The sequence below is a fragment of the Streptomyces sp. NPDC051310 genome (assembly GCF_044455245.1).
GTDB lineage: Bacteria > Actinomycetota > Actinomycetes > Streptomycetales > Streptomycetaceae > Streptomyces.
Genome location: NZ_JBITEO010000014.1, coordinates 137,912 through 159,768, shown reverse-complemented (window position 1 = coordinate 159,768; position 21,857 = coordinate 137,912). Strand labels below are relative to the sequence as shown.

Annotated in this window: 15 protein-coding genes; 4 read left to right on the top strand and 11 right to left on the bottom strand. The window is 74.1% G+C overall.

From position 1 onward, the window contains the following. Nucleotides 1-56: 56 nt before the first annotated feature. From ACIA79_RS21700 to ACIA79_RS21690, 3 genes are all read right to left on the bottom strand, one after another. Entirely contained in the window at nt 57-737 is a 681-nt protein-coding gene (locus tag ACIA79_RS21700) for a pentapeptide repeat-containing protein (protein ID WP_399429998.1), read from the bottom strand. Between the two features lie 74 nt (nt 738-811). Next, on the bottom strand, nt 812-958 hold the full coding sequence (locus ACIA79_RS21695) for a hypothetical protein (RefSeq protein ID WP_399429982.1): 147 nt from the start codon (nt 956-958) through the stop codon (nt 812-814). Nucleotides 959-1,103: 145 nt separating this feature from the next. Next, entirely contained in the window at nt 1,104-4,325 is a 3,222-nt protein-coding gene (locus ACIA79_RS21690) for a BTAD domain-containing putative transcriptional regulator (protein WP_399429981.1), read from the bottom strand. 179 nt (nt 4,326-4,504) lie between these two features. Here ACIA79_RS21690 and ACIA79_RS21685 point away from each other — a divergent pair, with 179 nt between their 5' ends. Further along, nucleotides 4,505-5,413 (top strand): NAD(P)-dependent oxidoreductase, encoded by a 909-nt coding sequence (locus ACIA79_RS21685; RefSeq protein ID WP_399429980.1) that lies wholly within the window; start codon nt 4,505-4,507, stop codon nt 5,411-5,413. 121 nt (nt 5,414-5,534) lie between these two features. Here the strand turns inward: ACIA79_RS21685 and ACIA79_RS21680 are convergent, their stop codons facing one another. Continuing rightward, nucleotides 5,535-6,659, bottom strand: coding sequence for a tetratricopeptide repeat protein (locus tag ACIA79_RS21680; RefSeq protein WP_399429979.1), 1,125 nt, complete (start codon nt 6,657-6,659; stop codon nt 5,535-5,537). Beyond that, on the bottom strand, nt 6,656-7,894 hold the full coding sequence (locus ACIA79_RS21675) for an ATP-binding protein (RefSeq protein WP_399429978.1): 1,239 nt from the start codon (nt 7,892-7,894) through the stop codon (nt 6,656-6,658). The genes ACIA79_RS21680 and ACIA79_RS21675 overlap by 4 nt, the downstream gene beginning before the upstream one ends. 378 nt (nt 7,895-8,272) lie before the next feature. On the opposite strand from ACIA79_RS21675, the gene thpR reads away from it, so the two are divergent. Continuing rightward, on the top strand, nt 8,273-8,857 hold the full coding sequence (gene thpR / locus ACIA79_RS21670; RefSeq protein WP_399429977.1) for an RNA 2',3'-cyclic phosphodiesterase: 585 nt from the start codon (nt 8,273-8,275) through the stop codon (nt 8,855-8,857). Here thpR and ACIA79_RS21665 read toward each other — a convergent pair. From ACIA79_RS21665 to ACIA79_RS21650, 4 genes are all read right to left on the bottom strand, one after another. Further along, complete coding sequence (locus ACIA79_RS21665; RefSeq protein ID WP_399429976.1) at nt 8,815-11,133, bottom strand: hypothetical protein; 2,319 nt, start codon at nt 11,131-11,133, stop codon at nt 8,815-8,817. The genes thpR and ACIA79_RS21665 overlap by 43 nt on opposite strands. Continuing rightward, a complete protein-coding gene (locus ACIA79_RS21660) occupies nt 11,052-12,911 on the bottom strand; it encodes a hypothetical protein (RefSeq protein WP_399429975.1) in 1,860 nt (619 codons plus the stop codon). Before ACIA79_RS21660 ends, ACIA79_RS21665 begins: the two co-directional genes overlap by 82 nt. A gap of 130 nt (nt 12,912-13,041) precedes the next feature. Then, complete coding sequence (locus ACIA79_RS21655) at nt 13,042-14,700, bottom strand: peroxidase family protein (RefSeq protein ID WP_399429974.1); 1,659 nt, start codon at nt 14,698-14,700, stop codon at nt 13,042-13,044. A gap of 43 nt (nt 14,701-14,743) precedes the next feature. Further along, nucleotides 14,744-16,054 carry a cytochrome P450 gene (locus ACIA79_RS21650; protein ID WP_399429973.1) on the bottom strand — a complete coding sequence of 437 codons (1,311 nt, stop codon included), beginning with the start codon at nt 16,052-16,054 and terminating at the stop codon, nt 14,744-14,746. Between the two features lie 332 nt (nt 16,055-16,386). Here ACIA79_RS21650 and ACIA79_RS21645 point away from each other — a divergent pair, with 332 nt between their 5' ends. Next, nucleotides 16,387-17,343 carry an acyl-CoA desaturase gene (locus ACIA79_RS21645; protein ID WP_399429972.1) on the top strand — a complete coding sequence of 319 codons (957 nt, stop codon included), beginning with the start codon at nt 16,387-16,389 and terminating at the stop codon, nt 17,341-17,343. 211 nt (nt 17,344-17,554) lie between these two features. Further along, nucleotides 17,555-18,784, top strand: coding sequence for a beta-ketoacyl-[acyl-carrier-protein] synthase family protein (locus ACIA79_RS21640; protein ID WP_399429971.1), 1,230 nt, complete (start codon nt 17,555-17,557; stop codon nt 18,782-18,784). Between the two features lie 364 nt (nt 18,785-19,148). Here the strand turns inward: ACIA79_RS21640 and ACIA79_RS21635 are convergent, their stop codons facing one another. Both ACIA79_RS21635 and ACIA79_RS21630 read right to left on the bottom strand, forming a co-directional pair. Next, entirely contained in the window at nt 19,149-19,445 is a 297-nt protein-coding gene (locus ACIA79_RS21635) for a hypothetical protein (protein ID WP_399429970.1), read from the bottom strand. A gap of 62 nt (nt 19,446-19,507) precedes the next feature. Beyond that, a complete protein-coding gene (locus tag ACIA79_RS21630; protein WP_399429969.1) occupies nt 19,508-21,724 on the bottom strand; it encodes a hypothetical protein in 2,217 nt (738 codons plus the stop codon). Nucleotides 21,725-21,857 lie beyond the last annotated feature (133 nt).

Here is a 21,857-nt window from a genome sequence, read left to right as displayed (position 1 = left end):
CTACCCTCGGCCGCACACGACCGCCGGGCCGCACCGTGCGCCGGACGCAGCGCCCGTCACCTGGTCCGCTCCTTCCCGTCCCACAGCGTGCAGTTGGGGGCTGTCTGCCCGGGACTCCGGTCCGCTGGATTCGCGAGGTCTATCACCATGTCGAGGATCCTCTGGGGGACGCCCTCCGGCCAGCAGGTCTCCGCGTTCACTTGCGCACCGCGGAAGGAGATCTCATCCGTGGCTATGACCGCCCCGGTGAGATTGGCGCCCTGAAGCAGAGCACGATCGAGTTTCGCGTCCTTCAAGCTCGCTTCGAAGAAGTTCGCCCCGATCAGGTTCGCTCCCCGCAGATCGGCGCGATCGAAGACGGCCCCCGTCAGGTTGGCGTCCCGGAACTGAACGTTCCGCACCGCGAGGCCCGTGAAGTCCGCGTTCCTCAGTTCCTTGCCGCTGAAGTTGATCCCCTCGATGTTCCGGTCGCCGGGCATGAACCCGGGTATGGAACTCGCGATTTCAACATTCGCCCGCCACGTTGCATACTTCTGCGTCTCTCCGAGTGACTGCTCCAGGAACAGGGCCGACAACCCTACGGCGATACCCGTGATCAGCCCGCCCCCGATACCGGCCAGCACTTCTATCCTGGGTTCGCGCTCCGGCTCCCGGACGGCCATCCGCCATGCATAGATCGCGCCCAAGGCACCCAGGGCACCGAGCAGAATCAGCACTCCGAGCAGAGCCCATGACATGTCGGGCACGGGGACCATCCCCAACGCGGTGCGGCTGTTCCGACGCCTACTTCCTCTCTACGCCTGCCCCCTTCTCATTGCAAACGGCGCTCGTGATCGCCCGGCACTGCTCCCGGCAGCAGCCCCACCTGGGTCAGCGCGGCGGCGGGGACGTGCAGGCGCGGCTGTGCGAAGACCACCGCGAGCGGAACGACGTGCAGTCCGACGATCAGCGCGACCACGGGCGGGATCAGCACCGGGTGTCCGGCGCGACGCACACCACCGCGGTGGCGATGATGAGGATCCATGGCGGGCCGACCGCACCGCCGCAGAGCGGCGCTGCCCCGTGACCGCAACCTGCCGGCTATGGATGCTTCGGTGACGCGGTCAACGCGCCTTCGTGGCGACGGTGTACGCCACGGCGTGGACGCCCTCCCGGTCCAGGGTTGCGCCTTCGGCGTGGGCGGCTGCGTACGCCCGCGGCGTGAGCGCCGCGCGGGCGGCGGTCATGACGCGGTCGACGTCACCGCGTTCCGCGGGCAGGAGCGGAGCACCGACCGAGGTACGGGCCGCCTCCGCCGCACCCAGCAGGAGTGCCGCGCCGCGGTGGTCGCCGGCCAGGGCGAAGGCACCGGCCAAGCCCTCCAGCGCCAGGGCCCGCGCGCGCGGGTCTCCCAGATCGGTCGCCGCCTCCAGCCCCTGGAGGTGCAGCGCACGGGCCGCGGCGGCGTCGCCGCGGTGCTCGGCGACGAACCCGAGCTCGGCGGTCACCAGCGTGACGCCCGGCCCGTACCCGACCTTGGTGAACCAGTCCAGCAGGGGACGCAGACGCTGCTCGGCCAGGGCGTGGTCGCCTTCCCGGCGCGCGCCCAGGGCGAGACCGAGCTCCGCGTCGGCCTCCACGGACCGCAAGCGGTGCTCCCGCGCCAGCTCCCGGGCCCGCTCGTGGTGTTCCCGGGCCTGGCGGTGGTCCCCCGTCAGGAGGGCCAGCCGGCCCAGGCCGCACAGCCGCTTCGCGACTTCCCTGGACAGGCCCAGTTCCTCCGCGACGGCCAGCCCTTCCTGCTGGAGCCGGCCGGCCGTCCGGTAGTCGCCGCGGATCTCGCTGAGGGCTGCCAGCGGAAAGACGGTCTGGAGCCATCCCCACCGGTCACCGGCCGCTCGGAACAGCCGCGCGCTCTCCTCGCCGTCGCGCCGGACGGCCTCCAGATCACCGCGGGCCATGGCGTGCCGGGCCCGTACGCTCAGTGCCGCCGCTCTCCCCCAGCCGTCGCCCAGCGCCGAGAAGCCGTCCAGGGCACGGTTCACCAGTGCTTCGCCGGCCGCGACCGCCCCGGCGCCCATCTGCGCCGAACCCAGGAACCACAGCGCGGTGGCGTACCCCTCGGGGTCGTCGACCTCGTCGTAGGCCGACAGGACCGCCTCGATCCGCCCCGCCGTTTCCGCCGGTTCCTCGGTACCGGCCATCACGGCGATCCCCGTCCGCCAGGCCATGGCCAGGGCTCGTCCGGGCGACGGCCGGTCGGGCAGGGAGACGAGCACGGTGTCCAGGGCCCGCGACGCCTCGACGAGCCGGCCGCGCAGCACCCAGTACCAAGCCAGCGCGTTCACCATGCGCAGGCTCCGGTCCGCGGGCGCGGCGCCCACGGCCACGGCATCCGCGGCCACGGCGTGGTCGAGCGCCCGGCGCAGGTCGGGGCCCGCACTGTCCAGCCGCTCCAGCCAGCGCTGCTGCTCCGGGCCGCGCAGCAGCGGCGCGGCGCGCGACACCAGACGGCTGTGGTAGAGGCTGTGCCGCTCGCGTACGGCGTCGCTCTCGCCGGCTTCGGCCAGTCGCTCGCGCCCGTACGCCCTGACGGTCTCCAGCAGGTGGTACACGGTCGTGTCCGGACGGTCCGACAGGACGACCAGCGACCGGTCGACAAGGCTCTCCAGCACGTCCGGCAGGTCGGCGGCCGGGACGCCGTCGCCGGCGCACACCGCTTCGGCCGCTTCCAGCGTGCAGCCTGCCGCGTGGACGGACAACCGCCGCAGGACGGCGCGTTCGGCGGCGGTGAGGAGGTCCCAGCTCCAGTCGAGCACGGCACGCAGGGTCCGCTGCCGTTCCGGGGCGTCCCGCGCACCGCCGGTCAGCACTCCGAACCGGTCGCCGAGCCGGTTCAGCAGTCCGTGGACGCCCGCCGTTCGAACGCGGGAGGCGGCCAGTTCCAGTGCCAGCGGCAGGCCGTCGAGACGTCGGCAGAGCTGGGCGACGGCCTCCGCGTCGGGACCGTCCGGTGCGAGGGAGGGCGTGGCGGCACGCGAGGTGAACAGCTCGACGGCGTCCGGCAAGGAGAGGGGCGGCACCTGCCACACCGCCTCGCCGGTGAGGCGCAGGGGTTCCCTGCTGGTCACCAGTACCGTCAGTGCGGGAGCTTCGCGGAGCAGTGATGAGACGACTGCGCTCACCGCCCGCACGACGTGCTCGCAGTTGTCCAGTACGAGCAGGGCGCGGCGGCCTCCGAAGGCGCCGGCCAGCCTCCGCAGGGGGGACAGCGTCGCCTCGCCGTCCTCCTCCTGTTCGTCCCGGACGCCCAGCACCTTCGTCACGGCCTCGGCCACGGCCGATGTCGCGGGATCGGCGACGCGTTCCGGGTCGAGCGACGCCAGTTCCACCAGCCACACCCCGTCGGAAAATTCGTCCGACACCCGCCGCGCGCTCTCCACGGCCAGCCGCGTCTTGCCGACGCCGCCGGGTCCGGTGAGGGTGACCAGGCGGGAGGCCGTCATCGTACGGGCGACGGCGGCGAGGTCGGCGTCACGTCCCACGAGGCGGGTGACCGGCGCGGGGAGGCGGGTGCCGACCGTGCGGGGCGGCCCGTCCAGTGCGCGGTCCTGTCGCAGGATCGCCTGTCGCAGGGAGTCCAGTCCGGCACCGGGCACGAGTCCGAGTTCCTCGTCCAGGCGGCGGCGCAGCAGGTCGTAGCTGTCGAGCGCTTCGGTCTGCCGGCCCGCTCTGTACAGGGCGCGCATGTGCGCGGCCCGCAGCCGCTCCCGGAGCGGATGGGCGGCGACGAGCGCCTCCAGCTCGGCGAGGAGCGTACGTCCTTCGCCCGACTCCAGCCTCGCCTCGGCGAGTTCCTCCAGAGCCGTGAGGCGCTCCTCGGACAGCCGGGTGACCTCCGCGCGGGCGAAGGGTTCGTCGGCGAAGCCGGCGTACGGCTCGCCCCGCCACAGGCCGAGCGCCTCGGTCAGCGCCGCCGCCCTCGCCTGCGGTGCGGTACGGGCGCGCTCCGGCGCCGCGAGCGCGCTGAACCGCCCCGCGTCGACGGCGTCGGCGGCGATCCGCAGCACGTACCCTCCGGCCTCGGAGACCAGCAGCTCGGGCTCGTCCGGTGCGGCGTGCCGCAGCACCCGGCGGAGCTGGGAGACCTTGCCCTGCAGCGCGTTGCGCGGATGGTCGGGCAGCGCTTCACCCCACAGGTCGTCCACCAGCCGGTCCGCGGACACCGGACGCCCGGGGGCGATCAGCAACCGGGCCAGCAGCGTGCGTACCTTCGCACCGGGCACCGGTACGGCACGGCCGTCCCTCCCCCACACCGTCAGTGGTCCCAGCACCCCGAAGCGCACCGCACACCCCTCCCTTTCCCACCGTGTCGCGGTCCCGCGTCACCGTCCTGCCACCCGCCCCGGCCCCGGCCCCAGCGGCGGCGGCGAGGACAACAACAGCGGACCGTCAGCGCACCGACAGCCGGTCAACAGCGCCCGCGGCCACGCTGTTCCCACACCGACCACCACGGAGGAAGACCATGGCAGGGAACGAAGGCACCACCGCGCACGACATCCGCCGCACCGTCACGGTGATCGGCTTGGGCAACCTCGGCCGCGTCCTCGCCCGTACGTTTCTGGAGGCGGGCCACCGCACCACCGTGTGGAACAGGTCGCCCGGCAAAGCCGACGGCCTGGTCGCCGCCGGAGCCCGAAGGGCGGAGACCGTGGAACAGGCCGTCAGTGCGAGCGACCTGCTCATCGTCTGCGTGCTGGACCACGCCACCGTACGGCAGGTCCTCGCGCCGGCGGCCGGCGCGCTGGCCGGCCGCGTGGTGGTGAACCTGACCTCAGGAACCCCCCAGTCCGCCCGGGAGCTGGACGCGTGGGTCACCGAGCGGGGTGCCGCATACCTCTCCGGTGCGGTGTACGGCGTGCCGGAGACCATCGGCACGCCGGAGACGTTCGTCCTCTACAGCGGTCCGTCCGACGCCTTCGACGCGCACAGCGCACAGCTCCGGCTGCTGGGCGCCGGTACGTTCGTGGGTACCGACGCCGCTCTGGCCTCCGTCTACGACGTCGCCCTGCTGGGCGGGATGTACGGCATGTTCGCCGGGTTCTTCCACGCGGTGGCCCTGGCCGGCTCCGCCGGGATCAAGGCCGAGGAACTCACCGAGCTGCTGCTGCGCTGGCTCACGGGGGTGGCCGGCGCCCTGCCCGGGTTCGCACGGGAGATCGACTCCGGCGACTACGTCACCGAGACGTCCAACCTGGCCATCAACGCCGCGGGGCTGGCCAACATCCTCAGTGCGTCACGCGCCCAGGGCGTCAGCCCGGACCTCCTGGCCCCGCTGCACGCGCTGTTCCAGCAGCAGATCGACCAGGGCCACGCGGCGGCCAGCATGTCCCGCGCGATCGAGTCCCTGCGAGCCGCCTCCCCGGCGGCGTGAGCCGACCGCCCCCGACCGCCCCCGACGGCGGCCGGAGGGGGCGCGGCGGCCGTGCGCGCGCGTCCCCTCCGAGCGCAGCCGCTCAACCGCCAGCTGCTCAGCCGCTCGACCGGTCAACCGCTCAGCCGGTCTTCTTCCGGTCGAACCACATCGTCGCCACCGCCGGCACGAGACCGGCCCAGAACAGCACCTGCGGGACGGTGCGTTCCGTCCAGGGGACCTGCGTGATCAGCAGTGCGCACAGCATGGCCCACGCCGCCTGGCCCAGGACGATGCGGGGCCAGGCGCGCCGCCGCACGAGCGAACCCAGGTTGACCCGGACACCCGCGCGCAGCCGGCGGTACCGGAGCAGGGCGCCCAGGGCCCAGACGACGGCCATCGGGACGAGGTCCCAGAGCCGCTGGCCCAGCGGCAACGGCAGCTCGCGCGGGGTCTCGCCCTCCGCGGCGAACAGGCCGACACCGACACCGGCGAGGGCCAGGCAGAGCAGGGCCAGCCAGCGGACGCCGCGCAACAGACGGTAGGAAGCCTCGTCCAGGCCGCGCTGCATCGGCGCCGAGTCGGGAGCGGCGGCCAGCGCGTCGGCGTACAGCGTGGCGGCCTCGGCCGCCTTGACGCCGGGAGCGGTCGCCGCCCGCTTCGTACGGCGGGCCAGTGCCTGCTCGTGCTGCGGGTCGATCCGGAGGATGGCCTCGTCGAGCTGGTCGGCGGCGGTCCGGTCGCCCGACATGTCGGCGATGAGCCACGCCACCTCGTAGGCGAAGACCTCTTCCGGCCCCAGGCGGATGGCCTCCCGGGCCAGTTCGCCGGCCTCCCGCAGTCCGGCCTCCTGGTCCTCGCGCCGGACCTGGCCGCCGTTGGCCCGCCCGGAGCGGATCGCCCTGATGCGCCACAGCCAGTTGGCGAGCAGCGCGTAGCCGTGCCAGTGGTCGGGGGCGACGCGGATCACCTCGCGCAGCACACCCTCGGTCTCCAGGAAGCGGCCCGCCGCCCGCAGAGCGTGCGCGTGCATGACGAGCGCCCCGATGTCCTCGGGGTCCAGCGCCAGCGCCCGCTCCGTCGCCTCCAGGGCCTTGACACCGTCCTGCTGGTCGCCGAGATGGCTGCGGGCGAGCTTGACCCACGCCCGGACTTCCTGCGGGTCCTCGGCCAGCCGCCGGGCCAGCAGCTCCCTGGCCTCGTCGTACCGCTTGAGGTCGATGAGCAGGTCGGCCCGCTCCGTGGCGGGGTGCATGGCGGACGTCACAGCTTGCGCCTCTTCTTCAGATACGCGACGAGGTCGTCGTACATCCCGCCCTCGTTGGCGAACATGGCGACGTTGCGGGCGGAGGCGAACCACGGCTCGGCGGACGGGACGACGTCCTTCGCCGCGGCCAGCAGGTCCTTCATCCCGATCAGGCGGACGGTGCCCGTGCGCGCCGAGTCCAGCAGCGCCCGCTCGGCCGCCGCCTCGCAGACATGGGCCAGGTCCGCGCCGGACAGGCCGTCGGTGGCTTTGACCAGCTTGCCCAGGTCGACGTTCTCGATGGGCCGGTCCCGCAGGTGGTAGCGGAGGATCGCCTCCCGGGCGGGCCCGTCGGGCGGCAGGACGAGGATCGTCCGGTCCAGCCGGCCGGGGCGGCGCAGGGCGTTGTCCACGTCCCAGGGCACGTTCGTGGCGGCCAGCACGAACACGCCTTCGTTCGCCGCCGAGTCGATGCCGTCCAGTTCGGTGAGCAGCTGGTTCACCGTGTTGCGCATCCCGCTGTGCGCGGTGCGGCTGCGCTTGGCGCCGAGGGCGTCCAGCTCGTCCAGGAAGACCACGCAGGGCGCCTGGCGGCGGGCGGTCTCGAAGACCTCGTGCATGTTGCGCTCGGAGTTGCCGATCCACATGTCGAGCACGTCGTTGACCGACACCGACAGGAACGCGGCGCCGAGCTCCCCGGCGACGGCCCGCGCGATGAACGTCTTGCCGCAGCCGGGCGGCCCGTACAGCAGCAGCCCGCCGCGCAGGCTCTTGCCGTACAGCTTGCGCAGCTCGGGGTTGCGCAGCGGAGCGAGGAAGGCTGCCTCCAGGCGGTCCTTCACGTCCTGCATGCCGCCGACGTCGGCCAGGCGCACGGCGCCGGGTCCCTCCACGTCCCACGCTTCGGCGTCCCCGGGATCGTCCTGGCCGTCGGCGCGGACCGGTGTCTCGACGAACCGCGGCGGAACGACGTCCCCGACCTGCTCCTCGGCGGCCTTCCAGTCGAACCGCTGCCGCGGCTGCGGGGGCCCCGCCGCCGGCGGCGGGGCCGGCGTGCCCATCGCCCGGGCCATCAGGTCCCGGGCCCGGGCGTCGCCCGGCGCGTGCTGGAGGGCCACGGCCGCCTCGGCGACGGCGGCCTCCGACCGGCCGGCGTCCAGCAGGAGTTCGGCCAGGTGCAACCGCAGGGGCACGTCGGCGGGGGCTGCCGCGACGGCGGTACGCAGACTCTGTATGAGAGGGGAGTCGTCCGACATGATCGACAGCCTAACCCCCGCCGTACGGCGCCTCAGGACGTGCTCGGCGTCCGGCCGCCCGGCCGGCCGCGGCGGCGGAACACGGCCGGGACGTCCGGCCCCGGCGCACGACCCGGCACGGTGCCGCCGCCCCGGGACCGCGGCATGGGGTGTCGTACGGTGCGCAGCGGCGGGCGGCCGGAGCGGCGGTCGGAGACCCGTCGTCCGCCGCGCCGCCGGACTGCGCAGCGACACGTTCGGGACGGCAGCCGGCCCCCGCAGCAGAACGCCCCGGACCGGCAGCCGGCCTCCTGGAGGCGGGTGGAGAGCCGACACGTACCCGCTGAACGACCGCCCGGGCGCGGCAGCTGCCGGAGCCGGTGGTGTACGAAGTCCTTCATGAACGAACAGATCGAAGCCGCGACGGTCCGCGTCTTCATAGCCCTGGCTCCACCCGACGAGGCCAAGGAGGAGCTGGCGCAGGCGCTGCGGCCCGCCTACGACGCCTATCCGGGCATGCGGTGGAACCGCATCGAGGACTGGCACATCACCCTGGCGTTCCTCGGTGAGCTGCCGAGGCCGGTGGCGTCGCTCCTGCAGCCGCCGCTCGCGGAGCTGGCGGCGGCGCACCGGCCCCTGCACCTGGCCCTGCACGGCAGCGGACACTTCGACGAACGAGTGCTGTGGAGCGGGATCGGCGGGGACGTCGACGGATTGCGGCTGCTCGCCGGCGAGGTACGGACACTGGTCGAGCAGCACGGCATCGCCCTCACGGACCGGCCGCTGAACCCGCATCTGACGCTCGCGCGGGCACGCCGCGACGACACGTCGAGCGTGGTCCGGGCGGCCGCGGGGCTCTCCGCCTTCAGCGGCCAAGGTTGGCAGGCCGGGCGTCTGCACCTGGTCGGCAGCAACTACGGTCGTGGCCCCGGGCCGATCCGCTACCGCGACATCGCGTCCTGGCCCTTCGGCGGCACCGGCTGAACCGCGCCCTCCCACGCGCGTGCGAACAGCGTGGGCAGGGGGACGAAGGGCACTGCCGCCAGGTGTGACGTCGACCGGTGCTCCCGGGCCAGCGGCAGCAGACCGAGCTTCGACCTCTCGATCGGGAGGCGAGGCGGTTTACGCTCCTGCCAGGCGCCCGGCAGGAACAGGGAGCGGCCTGCGCGCGGCCGGACGGCACGCAGCACGCGGCCGGACGCGCCGAGCTCGGCCTCGGCCTGCTGGAAACGCGCGGTCTTCCAACCGGTCCACGCCTTGACGTTGCGGTCCGACGGGTCCGGCAGGGCGAGCAGCATCAGAAGAAGCGCCGCGGCGTCCTGGCCCAGTCCGAAGGCCGTGGCGCACTCCTCGACGAGGTGCGGCACGGAACGCGCGGGGTCCTGTTCCCAGCCCGGGGGCCGCTCGCCGTCGGTGGTGAGGTGTTGTCCCAGCGCTGCGAAGTCGTCGCTCAGCAGCAGCCGCAGGTCCGCGAGGGCGGGCAGCCCCGACGGGCTGGGCAGCCATTGGGAGGGCAGTACGGAGTCGAGGTAGGCGTCGAGGGTCTCCAGCACCGGATCGTCGGGCCCCTTGAGTGCGGCGGGGTCCACGCGGAGATGACGCATGTCGTATTCCGCGTCCGCCACTTCCGTGACCGCCGGATGAGCGGTGAGCGCCCCGGTGGAAGGAGGCGGCCCCATCAAGGAGTTGCTCCGCAGGGAGAAGAGCGTGAGCGGGCCCGGGAGGGAGGCGTACTCCTCGCACAGCCGGGATATCGCCGCGCCGATCACGGGGCGCGTCGGGTCTCCCGCCGCGGTGCGGTAGGCGGCCCAGGCGGCGATCCGCGGCAGGTCCAGCGGCTGCGGCTCGCCCATGAGGACCGCGCGGTGGGGTGTCAGGCAGCTCGCCCCGGCGGCGACGCGTCCGAGCAGGGCCGGCAGCCGCAGGTGCGGCCACCAGCCCTGGCCGCCCCGGCGCCGCTGCCGGGCGGAGGCGGCCTCTCCCTCGGGCGCGAGCGTCTCCTTGGCGGCGAGGGGCAGAAGCGCGGTGGGCACGGGCAGCGGACCGCCCAGCTCGCGCAGCCACCACTCCGCGGCACGGTCGACGTCGGGGCCCGTGGTCCACAGCTGCCGGGGATCATCGGGCAGCAGCTTGTCGTAGAGCGTCGTGAGGAACCGGGAGCCGAGCAGGGAGGTCAGTGCGGCGACCGCCCGGTCCGCGTCCTTCTGCCGGATCCTCCAGGGCTTCAGGTCGGCGGCGTGGTGGTGGGAGAGGTAGCCCTCCTCCTCGTCCAGCTGGTACGGGGCACAAGGGGCGTGCGCCATCAGCAGCACGGTGGCCTCCGCCGGTGAGAGTCCCAGCCGCTCGGCGAAGGCCGCGGCGAGGTCGGGGCGGGCCGGTGCCGGGCCGTGCTCACGGCAGAGCTCGGCGAAGCGCGCGAACCAGTCGCCGGGGCGCACCGGCTGCAGCACGTGGGCACGCGTGACCCGCACGCCCGCGGGAGCCAGCGGTCCGTCCTCGGAGAAGACGCCGTCGGGGGCGTACTCCCACAGCGTCCGGTCAGGGTCGACCCCTCCGCCGGCCAGGACGAGCGCCACCGAGGTGGCCGTGCGGAAGATTTTTCCGGGGATCGGCGCGGTGATGTCGGTGCGGTCCTCGGGCACCTCGCAGTGGACGATCCGCCAGCGGCCCGGTGCTCCGGAGACGAAGGGATGGGCGGCGTACTCCTTCAGCGACCGCGCCGCCGAGCCGTTCGCCCTGGAGGTGACGGCGCACAGGGCGAGTGCCGCGGCGCACGCGTGCGTCCGGAGGAACCGGCCTCCGTGGGGCATCCTGTCGAACGTGCTCGCCCGTGCCAGATCGCCTCCCCACACGTCGGTGCCGTGCTCGGCGAGTTTCATCATCCGGCGGCCGACCCGGATGTCGGGCGCGTCCGCGTCCCCGTCGGAGGCGGGCGCCACATCGCCCTCGCCGGGGGTGAGGCGGCGGACCAGCCTCTCCAGGCCGTCGCGGCAGTTGACGGCCAGCACCAGGGAGCGGGCGGCCTGGCTGTGCATCGGTTCGCCCAGCTGCGGCAGGGCTTCAAGGATCGGTCCGCGATTGGGGCCGGTGACGCCTTCGCGGTCGACGTAGTAGGGCTGGAGCCGCCCCAGCAGCTCCTCCACCCGCGCACGCGGGACGGAGTCGGGCAGCTCGGCCATCAGCAGCGGCATGATGTCCACAGCCGCGAACTCCGCCGCGGCCGCCGCGTCCTTGAGGAGCAGGTCCGCCGCCGCGCCCACGTGGACGAAACGGCCGAGCAGCAGGACCAGTTCCTGGAAGTCGAGCCCCGCGCGCAGCTTCGCCCGCTCGCGGTCGCACCAGGCGCGGATCTCCTCGTGCCCGATCGGGTTGTCGAAGAGCTGCGGGATCTGCTCCCACCCTTGGTGTCGTGCGGCTGGTACCAGCTGTTGGAGTCCAGGCCCTTGATGGTCATCTCCAGGTCGGCGCGCACCCGCGCCCGCAGCTCGCGGGCGAAGCGCTCGTCCGCCTGCAGGTGCTCCAGCTTCGGCCGGCGCCCGACCTGGAGGTGGTACAGCTGCGACGGGCCGAGGAGTTCGGGCGGGTCGGCGACCGGGACGCCGTGTTCCAGCAGCAGGTCGATCAGGTCGAGAGGCGTCTTCCCGTCGCTCCGGTCGCCGATCCGCCGGTACCGGAACTCCACGGGGACGCCGTCGGCCGCCAGCCGTGGCGCGATCCTCTCCGCGAGCTCGTACATGACGGGCCACGGGCCGTTCCGGTCGCTGTTGGTCAGCACGCACCGGGACAGCCAGGCGGCGGCCTCCCCCGCGGGCAGCCCCGGGGCCTCACCGCTGAGCTGCGCCAGTGCACCGGTGCGCTCCAGCAGCTCCCGCCACACCCCCGGACTGTCCCGGAAGCGGCACGGACGCAGCCTCAGCACCTGGCGGGCCGACTCGGGGGCGTGTTCGCCCAGCAGGTCCATGGCCGCGCCCTTGAGGCAGTCGGACCAGAACCTGTCATCGGCCGGCGAGACACCGCCGGCCATGAAGTGCTCTCCGAGCAGCGTGGCCAGTTCCCTTTCGGGGTCCAGGCCGGCAGCCCTGGCGATCTTGCGTACGTCGACGGCCAGCTGCGGGTACACCTCGGCCGACGCCTGGACGCGGCGGATCACCACCTGGCGGAAGCGCGAGAGGTCCTTCTCCGTCGCCACTCCCTTGACGGCGAGCTCGCGCGCCCAGGCCCGCAGGACCGTGGCGGGGAGGGCCTTGCCCCCGGCGTACGCGAGGTAACGGCCCAGCAGCCACTCCTGGTCGACCGCGCGCGCCTGTGCGCGCTCGAGGGTGCGGGCACGCCCGAACCAGGCCGCGGCGGTCGACTCCTCGCGCTGCCGCAGGGCGACGTCGGCCATCTCGTCCAGCAGCGTGACCAGCAGCGCCGGAGCCGACTCCTCCAGCCCGTGGAGGACTCCGTCGACATCCGTCTTGTGGAGGGAACGCCACGTGTCCATGTACTCCTGCAGCGCCAGGAGTTTCGGCACCGCCAGCTCCGCACACTCCGGGTGGGCGGCGAGGACCCGCTCGGGGAAGGGCAGTGCGCCGCCGGAGGTGTCCGGTATGCCGGTGGAGAAACAGCCGTCCGGCTCCCAGCCCATCGCGCGCATCATGCGGTCGCGGTACGGGACGAGCTGCTCGGGAAGCAGCTGGGTCAGCGCGCGGCCGTCGAAGCCGGCATACGTGCGCGCCCACAGGCCGCCCTCACCCGGCTCGTCGGTGAGCTCGACCCCCTCGCTCTCCAGTGCCTCCCGCCACAGCGGATCGGCGTCGGCCAGTGCCCGGGGCGCGCGCACCCCGGCCGGCGCCCACTCCCCCGCCCGCAGGCGGCACGCCTCACGCTGCTGCCGCAGCTGCTGCTGTGCCTCGAGCAGCGCACCGAGCCCAGGAGCTCCGGCGAGCGGGTCGGGGAACGCCTTGAGCCTCCGCCCCTGGGGATTGCGGTAGACGACTTCCAGACCGTCCGTCAGTTCCGCGGTGTACCCGTTGTTCCCGACACGCGTGCCCATGCGTCCGTCCCCCCGTGGTGCTGATCGACGACCACACGTTACGCGGCGTCACTGACATCGCCCCTCGCGCCCCACTCGCCCCACGCGTCCGCCGTCGCCGGCCCCCGGGCCATGCGCCGCGGTGGTGCTCTCATCCGGCCACGCGCACCCGCCGGTGCCGGGCGGCCGTGCGGACCGCGTCCTCGGCGGGGCCGCTGCGGGAGGCGTGCTTCGTACCGAGGGACACCAGGTACCGCCCGTCGTCCTCGGGCAGGTTGCGGTGCACGACGTCGGAGAGCGAGCGGGTCCGGCGCAGGATGTCCAGCCCCTCCGCGGAGAAGGTCGCCGCGGTGAACAGACGCGGTGACAGCAGCGGGTTCGTCAGCGCCTCGGAGAACGCGTCGATGCCGATGATCCGCCCGAGCAGGTTGCCGAAGAGGCTGCCGTGCCGGGCGTCCTCGGCGAAGAGGCCGACGTACAGGTCCAGCTCGTCGACACCGCCGTACAGGTCGTGCAGTGCCTCGCGCACCACCGGGTCGCCCGACACCTGGCGCAGGTCGGTCGCGCGGGGGAAGCCGAAGTGCTCGCGGTAGTCGTTGTACGAGGCCACGTCCAGCTCGCGGCCGACCTCGACGCTGCGGGCCTCGATCGGCAGCAGCAGCGGGTCGGTGTTGAACAGGCTCATGAGCCCGGCCGGCTGACGGGAGAGGTCGTCGAAGAGGGGGCCCATGCCCCGCTCCTCGATGATCCGGCCGTTGGCGAGCGTGTGCAGCAGCGGGACGTCCCGGCCCCCGATGCGGTAGGTCGAGGGGATGAGGCTGTGCCAGCGGTACACCAGGCTGAACTCGATGGTGGACCAGTTCTCCCGGTACCAGCTCGACCGCACCGTCCGCATCGGGTCGAGGATGAAACGGAAGTGGAACGGGGTCAGGTGGTTGATGTACTCCTCCAGGACCAGCCGGATCGTCATCACCACGAGGATGTTGCGGGTGGTCTGGAAGACCCGCTCGTCGTCCCACGCCGGGTACGCGCGGGACAGCACTCCCGCGATCCGGTTGTGCTCGCGCAGGAACAGCACGTTGACGAGCATCGGGCCGATGTGGGCGTGCGCCCGGTCACCACCGCTCGCGAACACCGTGTCGCGCAGTGGCTCGGGCACGTCGTCCCACCGGACCGGCTTGAGCCGCTCGAACTCCGCCTTGATCCGCCCCTGGTCGCACAGCAGCGGCGGGAACTCGCCACCGCGGACCGTCCGGCTCTTCAGCCGGCCGCCCTCGAACTCGCGCAAGCACGCCGTCACCTCCTCACCGGCGCCGTACAGCTGCACCAGATTGATGGTGTGCGGCGAGTCGGTTCGCCGCGGGTCGCCGCCCAGGCCGTGCCCGCGCAGGAAGCCGTCCGTGAACCACTGGGCGAAGGCGGGCAGCAGGGCGGTCGACCGCGGGCACGACCGTCCGGTCCCTTCGCGGCGGAAGAGCTCGGCCGCCCGCTGCGGCGTGGGACGCCCCGGGTGCGGAGCGGTGTCCGGGGGGAGGTGCCGGCCAACGTACGACCGGTCCGTCAGCGAGGGCCACGACGTGTACGGCGCCATGGTGCTCAGCGGGTTGGGGCGTGGCGGGGCCTTCAGGACGGCGACGTCCGTCAGCAGGGCGTTGGCCTTCCGGTGCAGCCACCGGTTGCCGTGCACCGTCCGCCACAGGGGCGCGTAGTGGGTGAGGACGTGCGCCTCGACACGGTTGCGCAGCCCGTCCCGGGAGGGGTCGCGGCCGTCTCGGTCCGGCGCGTGGCTCCGGCGCGGGGTGGTGGTCATGTGGTGCCTGCTCTCTGGTCGGCGGCCGGGGACGCCCGCACGGTCAGGACGACGGCCCGGAACCCGCCGTCACGGTGTAGTGCTGCGGATAGGGCGTGCCCGCGTAGTCCAGGGCGCGTTCGGAACCGGGCAGCGGCCTGACGCCCGGGCGCAGGAGCACCCGCCGCACCATCTCGGGGATGATCGCCCGGGCCGGGTACTTGCCCACGCAGTCGTGCGCCCCGTGACCGAGCACCATGTTGTGCACGGGCGTCCGGTCCGGCCGGAAGGCGTACGGGTCCTCGACGACCGTCTCGTCGAACATCGCCGACGCCATGTGCGCGTGCACCACGGTGCCGGGCGTGAGGCGGGTCTCGCGGGGTGTCCCGGCGGCCAGGACGTGCTCGCGCACGCAGAGCCGCGGTGTCGACGGCACGAAGGGGTGGAAGCGCAGTGCCTCCCAGACGTAGCCGTCGAAGGGCGCGGTGTCGTCCTCGGCGGCCAGTCGCTCGGCGCGGGCCAGTTCCTCGGGGCGGGTCACCAGCTCCTTGAGCGCGGTCGCCGCGCACTGGGTGGCGTTCTGCTGGTAACCGATCAGATAGCCGACGAGCTGGTGGTTGATCCGCTCCTCGTCCATCGGCCGGCCCGCCCCCGGTGGCAGGACCGTGCGCAGCATCCTGCCGAGGACGTCGTCCGGCAGGTCGGGGGCGGTGTCCGGTGACGCTGCGGCGGCGGCCCGGCGGCGGATCACACCGGCCACCAGGTCGTGCAGCTCCTTCCCGGCCGCCACCCCGGCGGCGTGCACCTCGGGGTCCCGGTCCGGATTGGCGAACACCGCGCGCTGGACCCGCTGCGAAAGGGTGTGCAGGGTCTGCTCGGCCACGTCCGTGAAGCCCAGGTACTCGCGGGCCACGCGTGCCGCGACCGGAGCGGAGAACTCCTGGATGTAGTCGAACGTCGTACGCCCCGCCGCGCGCGCCGTCGCGATCGCCCGGTCCAGGGCGTCGTCGGCGAGCCGGCCGGTGAGCCGGCGCACCGGGAGGAAGTCCTCCGCGGGCAGCATCAGCTGGGCGTGCGCGCGGTCGTGCCAGTGCACGTCGGCGCCGTCGCGGGCCAGCATGAACGGCCCGTGCAGCGCCTCCTCCAGGACCGGCCCGTACACCCCGACGGTGAAGACGTCGGGGGCCGACAGCACCTCCACCACATCGGGCATCCGGGTGACGAAGACGCCCACCGGTGTGACGAACACCGGCCGTGCCGCGCGCAGTTCGCGCAGCATGGCCGGTCCGTCGGCCTTCATGTGCTGTCGCAGCAGCGCCACGCGCTGCGCGGCGTCGGTCTGCGGGATCGCGTCGTACGCCGCGAGAAACTCCATGGCTCCACCCAGACGTGGCAGGGCGACGCGGACACGCTGTCGCCGGCGGATTCCCCCTCATTAGGGCACGGGCTCCCGCCTCCCGCACCACGACCGCGTCACCGGTGTGAATATGCGTGTGGCACACGGGTCCGGCCGCGTGCCGTCGGCCCTCCTCCCCCGGCGGCGCCCCAGCATGGGACCAGGACCGAACCCGGCGACGACAGGAGGCCGCACACCATGCTGGGACCAGGCGAACCCCCGGGGTCGCACCCCGCGCCGGCGGAGCACGCGCGGCCGCGGGCGGCGGCACGCGCCGCCGCCCGTACCCGCCGGAGCGCCGGAGCGCCCCGGTGACGGCCCTCCACGAGGACGCGGCGGACGGGCCCTCCGCGGAGCCGCCGGGCACCGTCCCGGTCACCGGCGCGGAGTACACCGGCTACCTGGTGGGCATCATCGTGCTGCCCTTCGTGGTGCTCGCCGCGGCCCTGCCCGTCGCCTGGGGATGGGGGGTGGGCATCCTCGACGTGATACTCGGGATCGTCATGTACGTGATCTCGATCGCGGGCATCTCGACCGGCTACCACCGGCACTTCACCCACCAGTCCTTCAAGGCCGGGCGGCCGCTGCGCATCGCCCTGGCGCTGGCCGGCGGCATGGCGATGGAGGGCCCGGTCGCCCTCTGGGTCGCCGAGCACCGCCGCCACCACCAGTTCTCGGACCGGCCGGGCGACCCGCACTCGCCGTGGACGTTCGGCGCCGGGCGCCGCGCCCTGCTGAAGGGCCTGTGGCACGCGCAGATCGGCTGGTTCGCCCGGCGGAGGCGCGCGGACCTCACCCACTACGCACCCGACATCATGAGCGATCCCGACATCAGCCGGCTGGACCGCTGGTACTGGGCCACCGTCACCGTCTCCTTCGCGCTGCCGCCCCTGATCGGCGGCCTGTGGACGATGTCCTGGTACGGCGCCGCCACCGCCTTCTTCTGGGGCAGCCTGGTGCGCTACGCGGTCGTCCACCACGTCACCTGGTCGGTCAACTCCGTCGCCCACGCCTTCGGACCGCAGCACTACCGCACCCGCGACCAGTCGCGCGACGTCCGATGGGTGGCCCTGCTCACCTTCGGCGAGGGCTGGCACAACCTGCACCACGCCGACCCCACCAGCGCCCGCCACGGCGCGCTGCGCGGTCAGCCCGACCTGACGGCCGCCCTCATCCGCCTCTTCGAACGCGCGGGGTGGGCCCACGACGTGCGCTGGCCCGACCGGGAGCGGCTCGCCGCGCGCCGGCTCCGGCCCACGATGGAGTGAACGGCGTCCCCTCCGTGTGTGTCGCGATCATGGGGCGGCCCCGGCGGAGCGGCGCGGTGGTAGGCAAGGACCGTCCTTCACCGCCCCGCACCGCACCACGTGCCGTGCGCGCCCGCGCCGTCCGCCCGAACCCGCTCCCGGGGACGCGCGGGCGCCCGGTCCCGCGCCCGCGCGCGTGGGGCCGTGCCCGCCCCGCTCCGGAGGTTCTCCGTTGCACTCGCGCACGCGTGACGTCGCCGTCACCGGCATCGGTCTGCTGTCGCCCGCCGGGACCTGCGCCGGCACCTCATGGGCCACGCTGCTGCGCGGCACGTCGGTGGCCCGCCCCGACCCGGTCCTCGCCGGGCTGCGCACCGACTTCTCCTGCGCCGTCCCCGATTTCGAGGTCCGCTCCCGGCTCGGCCACACCACGGCACGGCGCCTGGACCCGTACGCCCAGATGGCGGTGGTCGCCGCACGCCAGGCGGTGGGCGACGCGGGCCTGGACCCGGGGGAATGGCACCGCGACCGCGTCGCCGTCGTCCTCGGTGTGGGCAGCAACAGCCTGCACTCGTACGAGGAGCCCTTCCGGCTGCTGCGCGAGGACCGCGCCGACCGTGTCTCGCCGTACCAGGTCACCCGCAGTGTGCCCAGCATGGCGGCGGCCGAGGTCGCCCTCGACCTCGGCGCGCACGGCGTCAACTTCACCACCAGCAGCGCCTGCGCGTCCGGGGCGACGGCCCTGGGGACGGCGCTGGACCTGCTGAGGGCGGGTCGCTGCGACATCGTGCTGGCCGGCGGCAGCGAGTCCGCCCGGAGCAGGATGACGACCACGTGCTTCGGCCAGATGCGGGCCATGTCGTCGCGCCGGTCCGACCCCGCCACCGCGTCCCGCCCCTTCGACGTCGAACGCGACGGCTTCGTACCGGGAGAGGGGGCCGCCGTCATGGTCCTCGAACGCTCCGAGGACGCCCACCGCCGGGGCGCCCGGGTGCGCGGCTACCTCGCCGGATACGGAGCCAGCGCCGACGCCCACCACCCGGCCGCGCCCCACCCGGAGGCCCGCGGTGCGGAGGCGGCGGTGCTGGCGGCGCTGCGGGACGCGGACTGTGCGGCCGGGGACATCGACCACGTGAACGCGCACGCCACCTCCACCCCGCTCAACGACGTCGTCGAGGCGCGCATGCTGCGCCGGCTCTTCCGGCACGACCCGCCGGTGACGGCGAACAAGAGCGTCATCGGGCACGCCCTCGGCGCCGCGGGCGCCATCGAGGCGGTGCTGACGGTGCTGAGCCTCCAGCACCGCACCGTTCCGCCCACGGCCAACCTGCGCCGCCAGGAGCCGGGGGCCGAGCTCGATGTCGTCACCGGCGCGCCCCGGGTGGTGCGCATGCGCACGGCGTTGAGCACGTCGTTCGGCTTCGGCGGCCAGAACACCGCACTCGTGCTGCGGGCTCCCTGAGCGGGGCGGCGCCTCGCGCCGAGCGCGCCGGCGCGGAACGTGGCCGCGGCGGGCGGGGGCGCAGGGCTGTGGGGCGGTGAGGGCGCGGGGCCGGGGGCCACGGGGCGGTGAGGGCGCGGGACCGCGGCCCCAGGTGCGGCGGGGGCGCGGGGCTTCGCGGACGCAGGAACCGGGGCCGCACAGCCGCCGGTCCACGGGGCCTCGGAGGCGCAGGAGCCGAGGCAGCGGGGCGCAGGCTGCGGGGCGGTGAGGGCGCGGGATCGCGGCCCCAGGTGCGGCGGGGGCGCGGGGCTCGCGGGCGCCGCGACCGGGGTTGCGGGGCTCCACGGCCGCCGGGGGTCCCGGTGCCGAAATCTCGGTCCCGTCACCTCGGGCGGCGCCGCGCCACCGGCCCGGCGTCGGCCCGGTCGTCCGCGGACCGCGCCGCGTGCCTGTCCACGAGCGCCGCGGCCGCCCGCAGGTCATCGGCGGCCGTCCGGCAGCACGCCGCCTGCCGGCGGAGGGCCGGCACGCACCAGTCGGGCACGCCGGGCCGCCCCTCCAGCGCCGCCGCCTGCGCCAGCAGCCGGGACTCCGCGCCGGCGAGCGCTTCCGCCTCGGCCCGCAACCGGGCCTCGTACGCGGCCGGTCCGTCGTCGTGGCGTACACCTCGCACGGTCATGGTGCCCTCGCTCTCCTCGTCCCTGCGCCCCGGCCTCACCGATCCCGCCCTCCGCCCCGGTCTCACCGCGGCAGTGCCGCTCCGGAACCGCGCCGCGCCTGGTACTGCGGTGCGCTCAGCACGCACAGCGGCCGGGCCCCGTCCAGCCCCAGGGAGCGCAGCTGCCGGACGAACGGCTCCTGTCCCGCGTCCGCCCCCGGTGCACAGCGCAGCCGCAGCCGCGGGGCCGGATGGAAGCGCTGGCGTCCCGCGCAGTGCACGAGCGACCGCAAGGTGGCCTCCGCGGTGCGCCCGTAGAGCACCGAGTCCATGTGCGGCGCCGGCACGTACGGGCCGAGGTTCCCCGCCAGCCGGACCAGTGGGTCCGCCACGGCTCCGCCGGGCGGCGAGACCTCCCCGAGGCTGGCGTGCAACCGACTGCCGGTCAGCCGGACGTCGACCAGGGCGCGGGTCGCCGGCTGGCCCCACAGTTCCCGGCTGGCCGCCTTCGCCTCCGGCGTGGTGACGGCCAGGGCCGTGACCTGCCGCCCGGTGCGGCGGGTGTCCGCCCGGCGCAGCAGCTCGCGCAGCACGTCGTGGCTCCGGGGTCGCCACAGGTCGTTGACCAGGACCGCCAGACTCAGTTCGTTGTACGGGCCCAGGCTCACGCAGCGGTGTTCGTACGCGGAGAGCGCCACCAGGACGCGCCGGCCCACCCGGCTGGGGCTCATCCACGCGGTGTCGGACAGCAGGCCCGCCGCCCGGTCGGGGTCCACGGCGAAGAACGCCACCACGGCCGTCGAGTCGTAGTACCGCACCGGAGTCTCGACCGGGCCCGCGACGGTGACCGCCGGGGTGACCGGCACCGCCATCAGGGGGTAGCCCTGCGGCGGATTGGCCCGGTCCTTCAGCTGGTACACCTGCGAGCGCACCACCGGCCCCCGGTACGGCGACAGCGCCTCGTCGATGTCCCGGCAGGCGTCCGGCAGGTCCTCCTCCAGATTGGCCATGTACCTGCCCAGCGAATGACACAGCGGGAACTCGTGGCTGGCGTCGATGTAGTCCACCTCGTACCAGTCCGGGTGGGGCGTGAAGACCGCGCCCGAGCCGGCGCCCCGGCCGTCGAGCGTCGGGACGAGGTCGTGCTGGTTGGTGACGCTCGCCACCCACGTACGGGGGTCCGCGGGCCGCTTGTTGTCGATGGGGGAACCGACCGCCACCACGTGGGTCACCCGGAACCGCCGGCAGAAGGCGCTGTTCTGCGCCAGGTTCATCAGGGCGATGCCGCCCTCGCTGTGGCCGATCAGGGCGAGGTCCGCGCCGGCGGGCAGCCCGTACTCCTCCACGGCCAGCAGGATGCCGCGCGTGTAGGGCGACTCGGGGTCGAAGAGGTTGCTCCAGGCTCCCACGAAGTCCTGGGGGGAGTCGTTGCGCGGCTTGCCGGGCGCCATGCCGGGGGCGTGCAGCACGTGCCGCACCACTCCGTCCGGGCCGCGCACGTCCTGGATCAGGACCCGGCCGTCGGTGCGGAGCAGGTCGATGTTGCGGAGGAACCCCATGAAGGACCCCTCCTCGGCGAGGGACCGGCGGTCGTCCTCGTCGAGTTCCACCGGCACGGCGGCGCCCTCACCGGCGTCGAAGGCCGCCAGGTGCCGCGCGGAGATCCCGAACCACGGATCGGCGTGCAACGCCTCACCGGTCGCGATCTGCCAGCCGACGTCGTCGTTGAGGGGGTTCTCGTCGAGCAGCGCGCGGATCGCCGACAGCTCCGCGAACAGGGGCGCCAGCGTCGACATGGCCCGCTCTGCGCCCTTGTCCTTCAGCAGTGCCCGCAGGGCGCGCAGCGCCTCCACGTCCCGGTCGCCCGCCACGGCGTCCATCAGGCGCCGCATCCCGGGGTCCCGCCCGAGCTCCGGATGCTCGATCAGCACCGCGGCGGCGCGAAGCCGCAACGAGGTCATGGCGACCCGGTTCGCCAGGCTCTCCCCACCGCAGACCTCACCGGCCTGGCCCACGCGTTTCAGGACCCCGTCCGCGGCCCCGACCGCGAACCCCAGGCCCGACGGCCGGGTCAGCGCCCGTACGAGCGTCCACTGCGCCGCGAGACCGCTGCGCGGATGCCGCACGCTCGACCGGGTGAACCCGGGGTCGGCGAGCACGGCGCCCGCCCGGGCGGCGGCCCCCCGGATGTCCGTGGCACTGCGTGACACCTCCAGGGCCGCCTCCCGCAGAAGACGCGCGGTGGCGGCGGTGTCGTACCCACCCGGGTGTGCCGCGCCGGCGTGGTCGTGAGTCGCCATGACGGCCCTCGCAGAGACGTGAAACCGGGCCGACCGACTCGGCCTGTCCTGGGGACGATGATCGCGGCTCTCCCAGCGGTGCGCATCCGGGCGGACGGCGCGGGAGGCCGCTGCCGGCACCGGACAGGGGCTC

What these genes read in the sequence shown, in the direction of transcription:
- ACIA79_RS21700 (WP_399429998.1), bottom strand. Translation starts at nt 737, where the DNA reads ATGTCATGGGCTCTGCTCGGAGTGCTGATTCTGCTCGGTGCCCTGGGT.
- ACIA79_RS21685 (WP_399429980.1), top strand. Translation starts at nt 4,505, where the DNA reads ATGGCAGGGAACGAAGGCACCACCGCGCACGACATCCGCCGCACCGTC.
- ACIA79_RS21675 (WP_399429978.1), bottom strand. Translation starts at nt 7,894, where the DNA reads ATGTCGGACGACTCCCCTCTCATACAGAGTCTGCGTACCGCCGTCGCG.
- thpR (WP_399429977.1), top strand. Translation starts at nt 8,273, where the DNA reads ATGAACGAACAGATCGAAGCCGCGACGGTCCGCGTCTTCATAGCCCTG.
- ACIA79_RS21660 (WP_399429975.1), bottom strand. Translation starts at nt 12,911, where the DNA reads ATGGGCACGCGTGTCGGGAACAACGGGTACACCGCGGAACTGACGGAC.
- ACIA79_RS21655 (WP_399429974.1), bottom strand. Translation starts at nt 14,700, where the DNA reads ATGACCACCACCCCGCGCCGGAGCCACGCGCCGGACCGAGACGGCCGC.
- ACIA79_RS21650 (WP_399429973.1), bottom strand. Translation starts at nt 16,054, where the DNA reads ATGGAGTTTCTCGCGGCGTACGACGCGATCCCGCAGACCGACGCCGCG.
- ACIA79_RS21635 (WP_399429970.1), bottom strand. Translation starts at nt 19,445, where the DNA reads ATGACCGTGCGAGGTGTACGCCACGACGACGGACCGGCCGCGTACGAG.
- ACIA79_RS21630 (WP_399429969.1), bottom strand. Translation starts at nt 21,724, where the DNA reads ATGGCGACTCACGACCACGCCGGCGCGGCACACCCGGGTGGGTACGAC.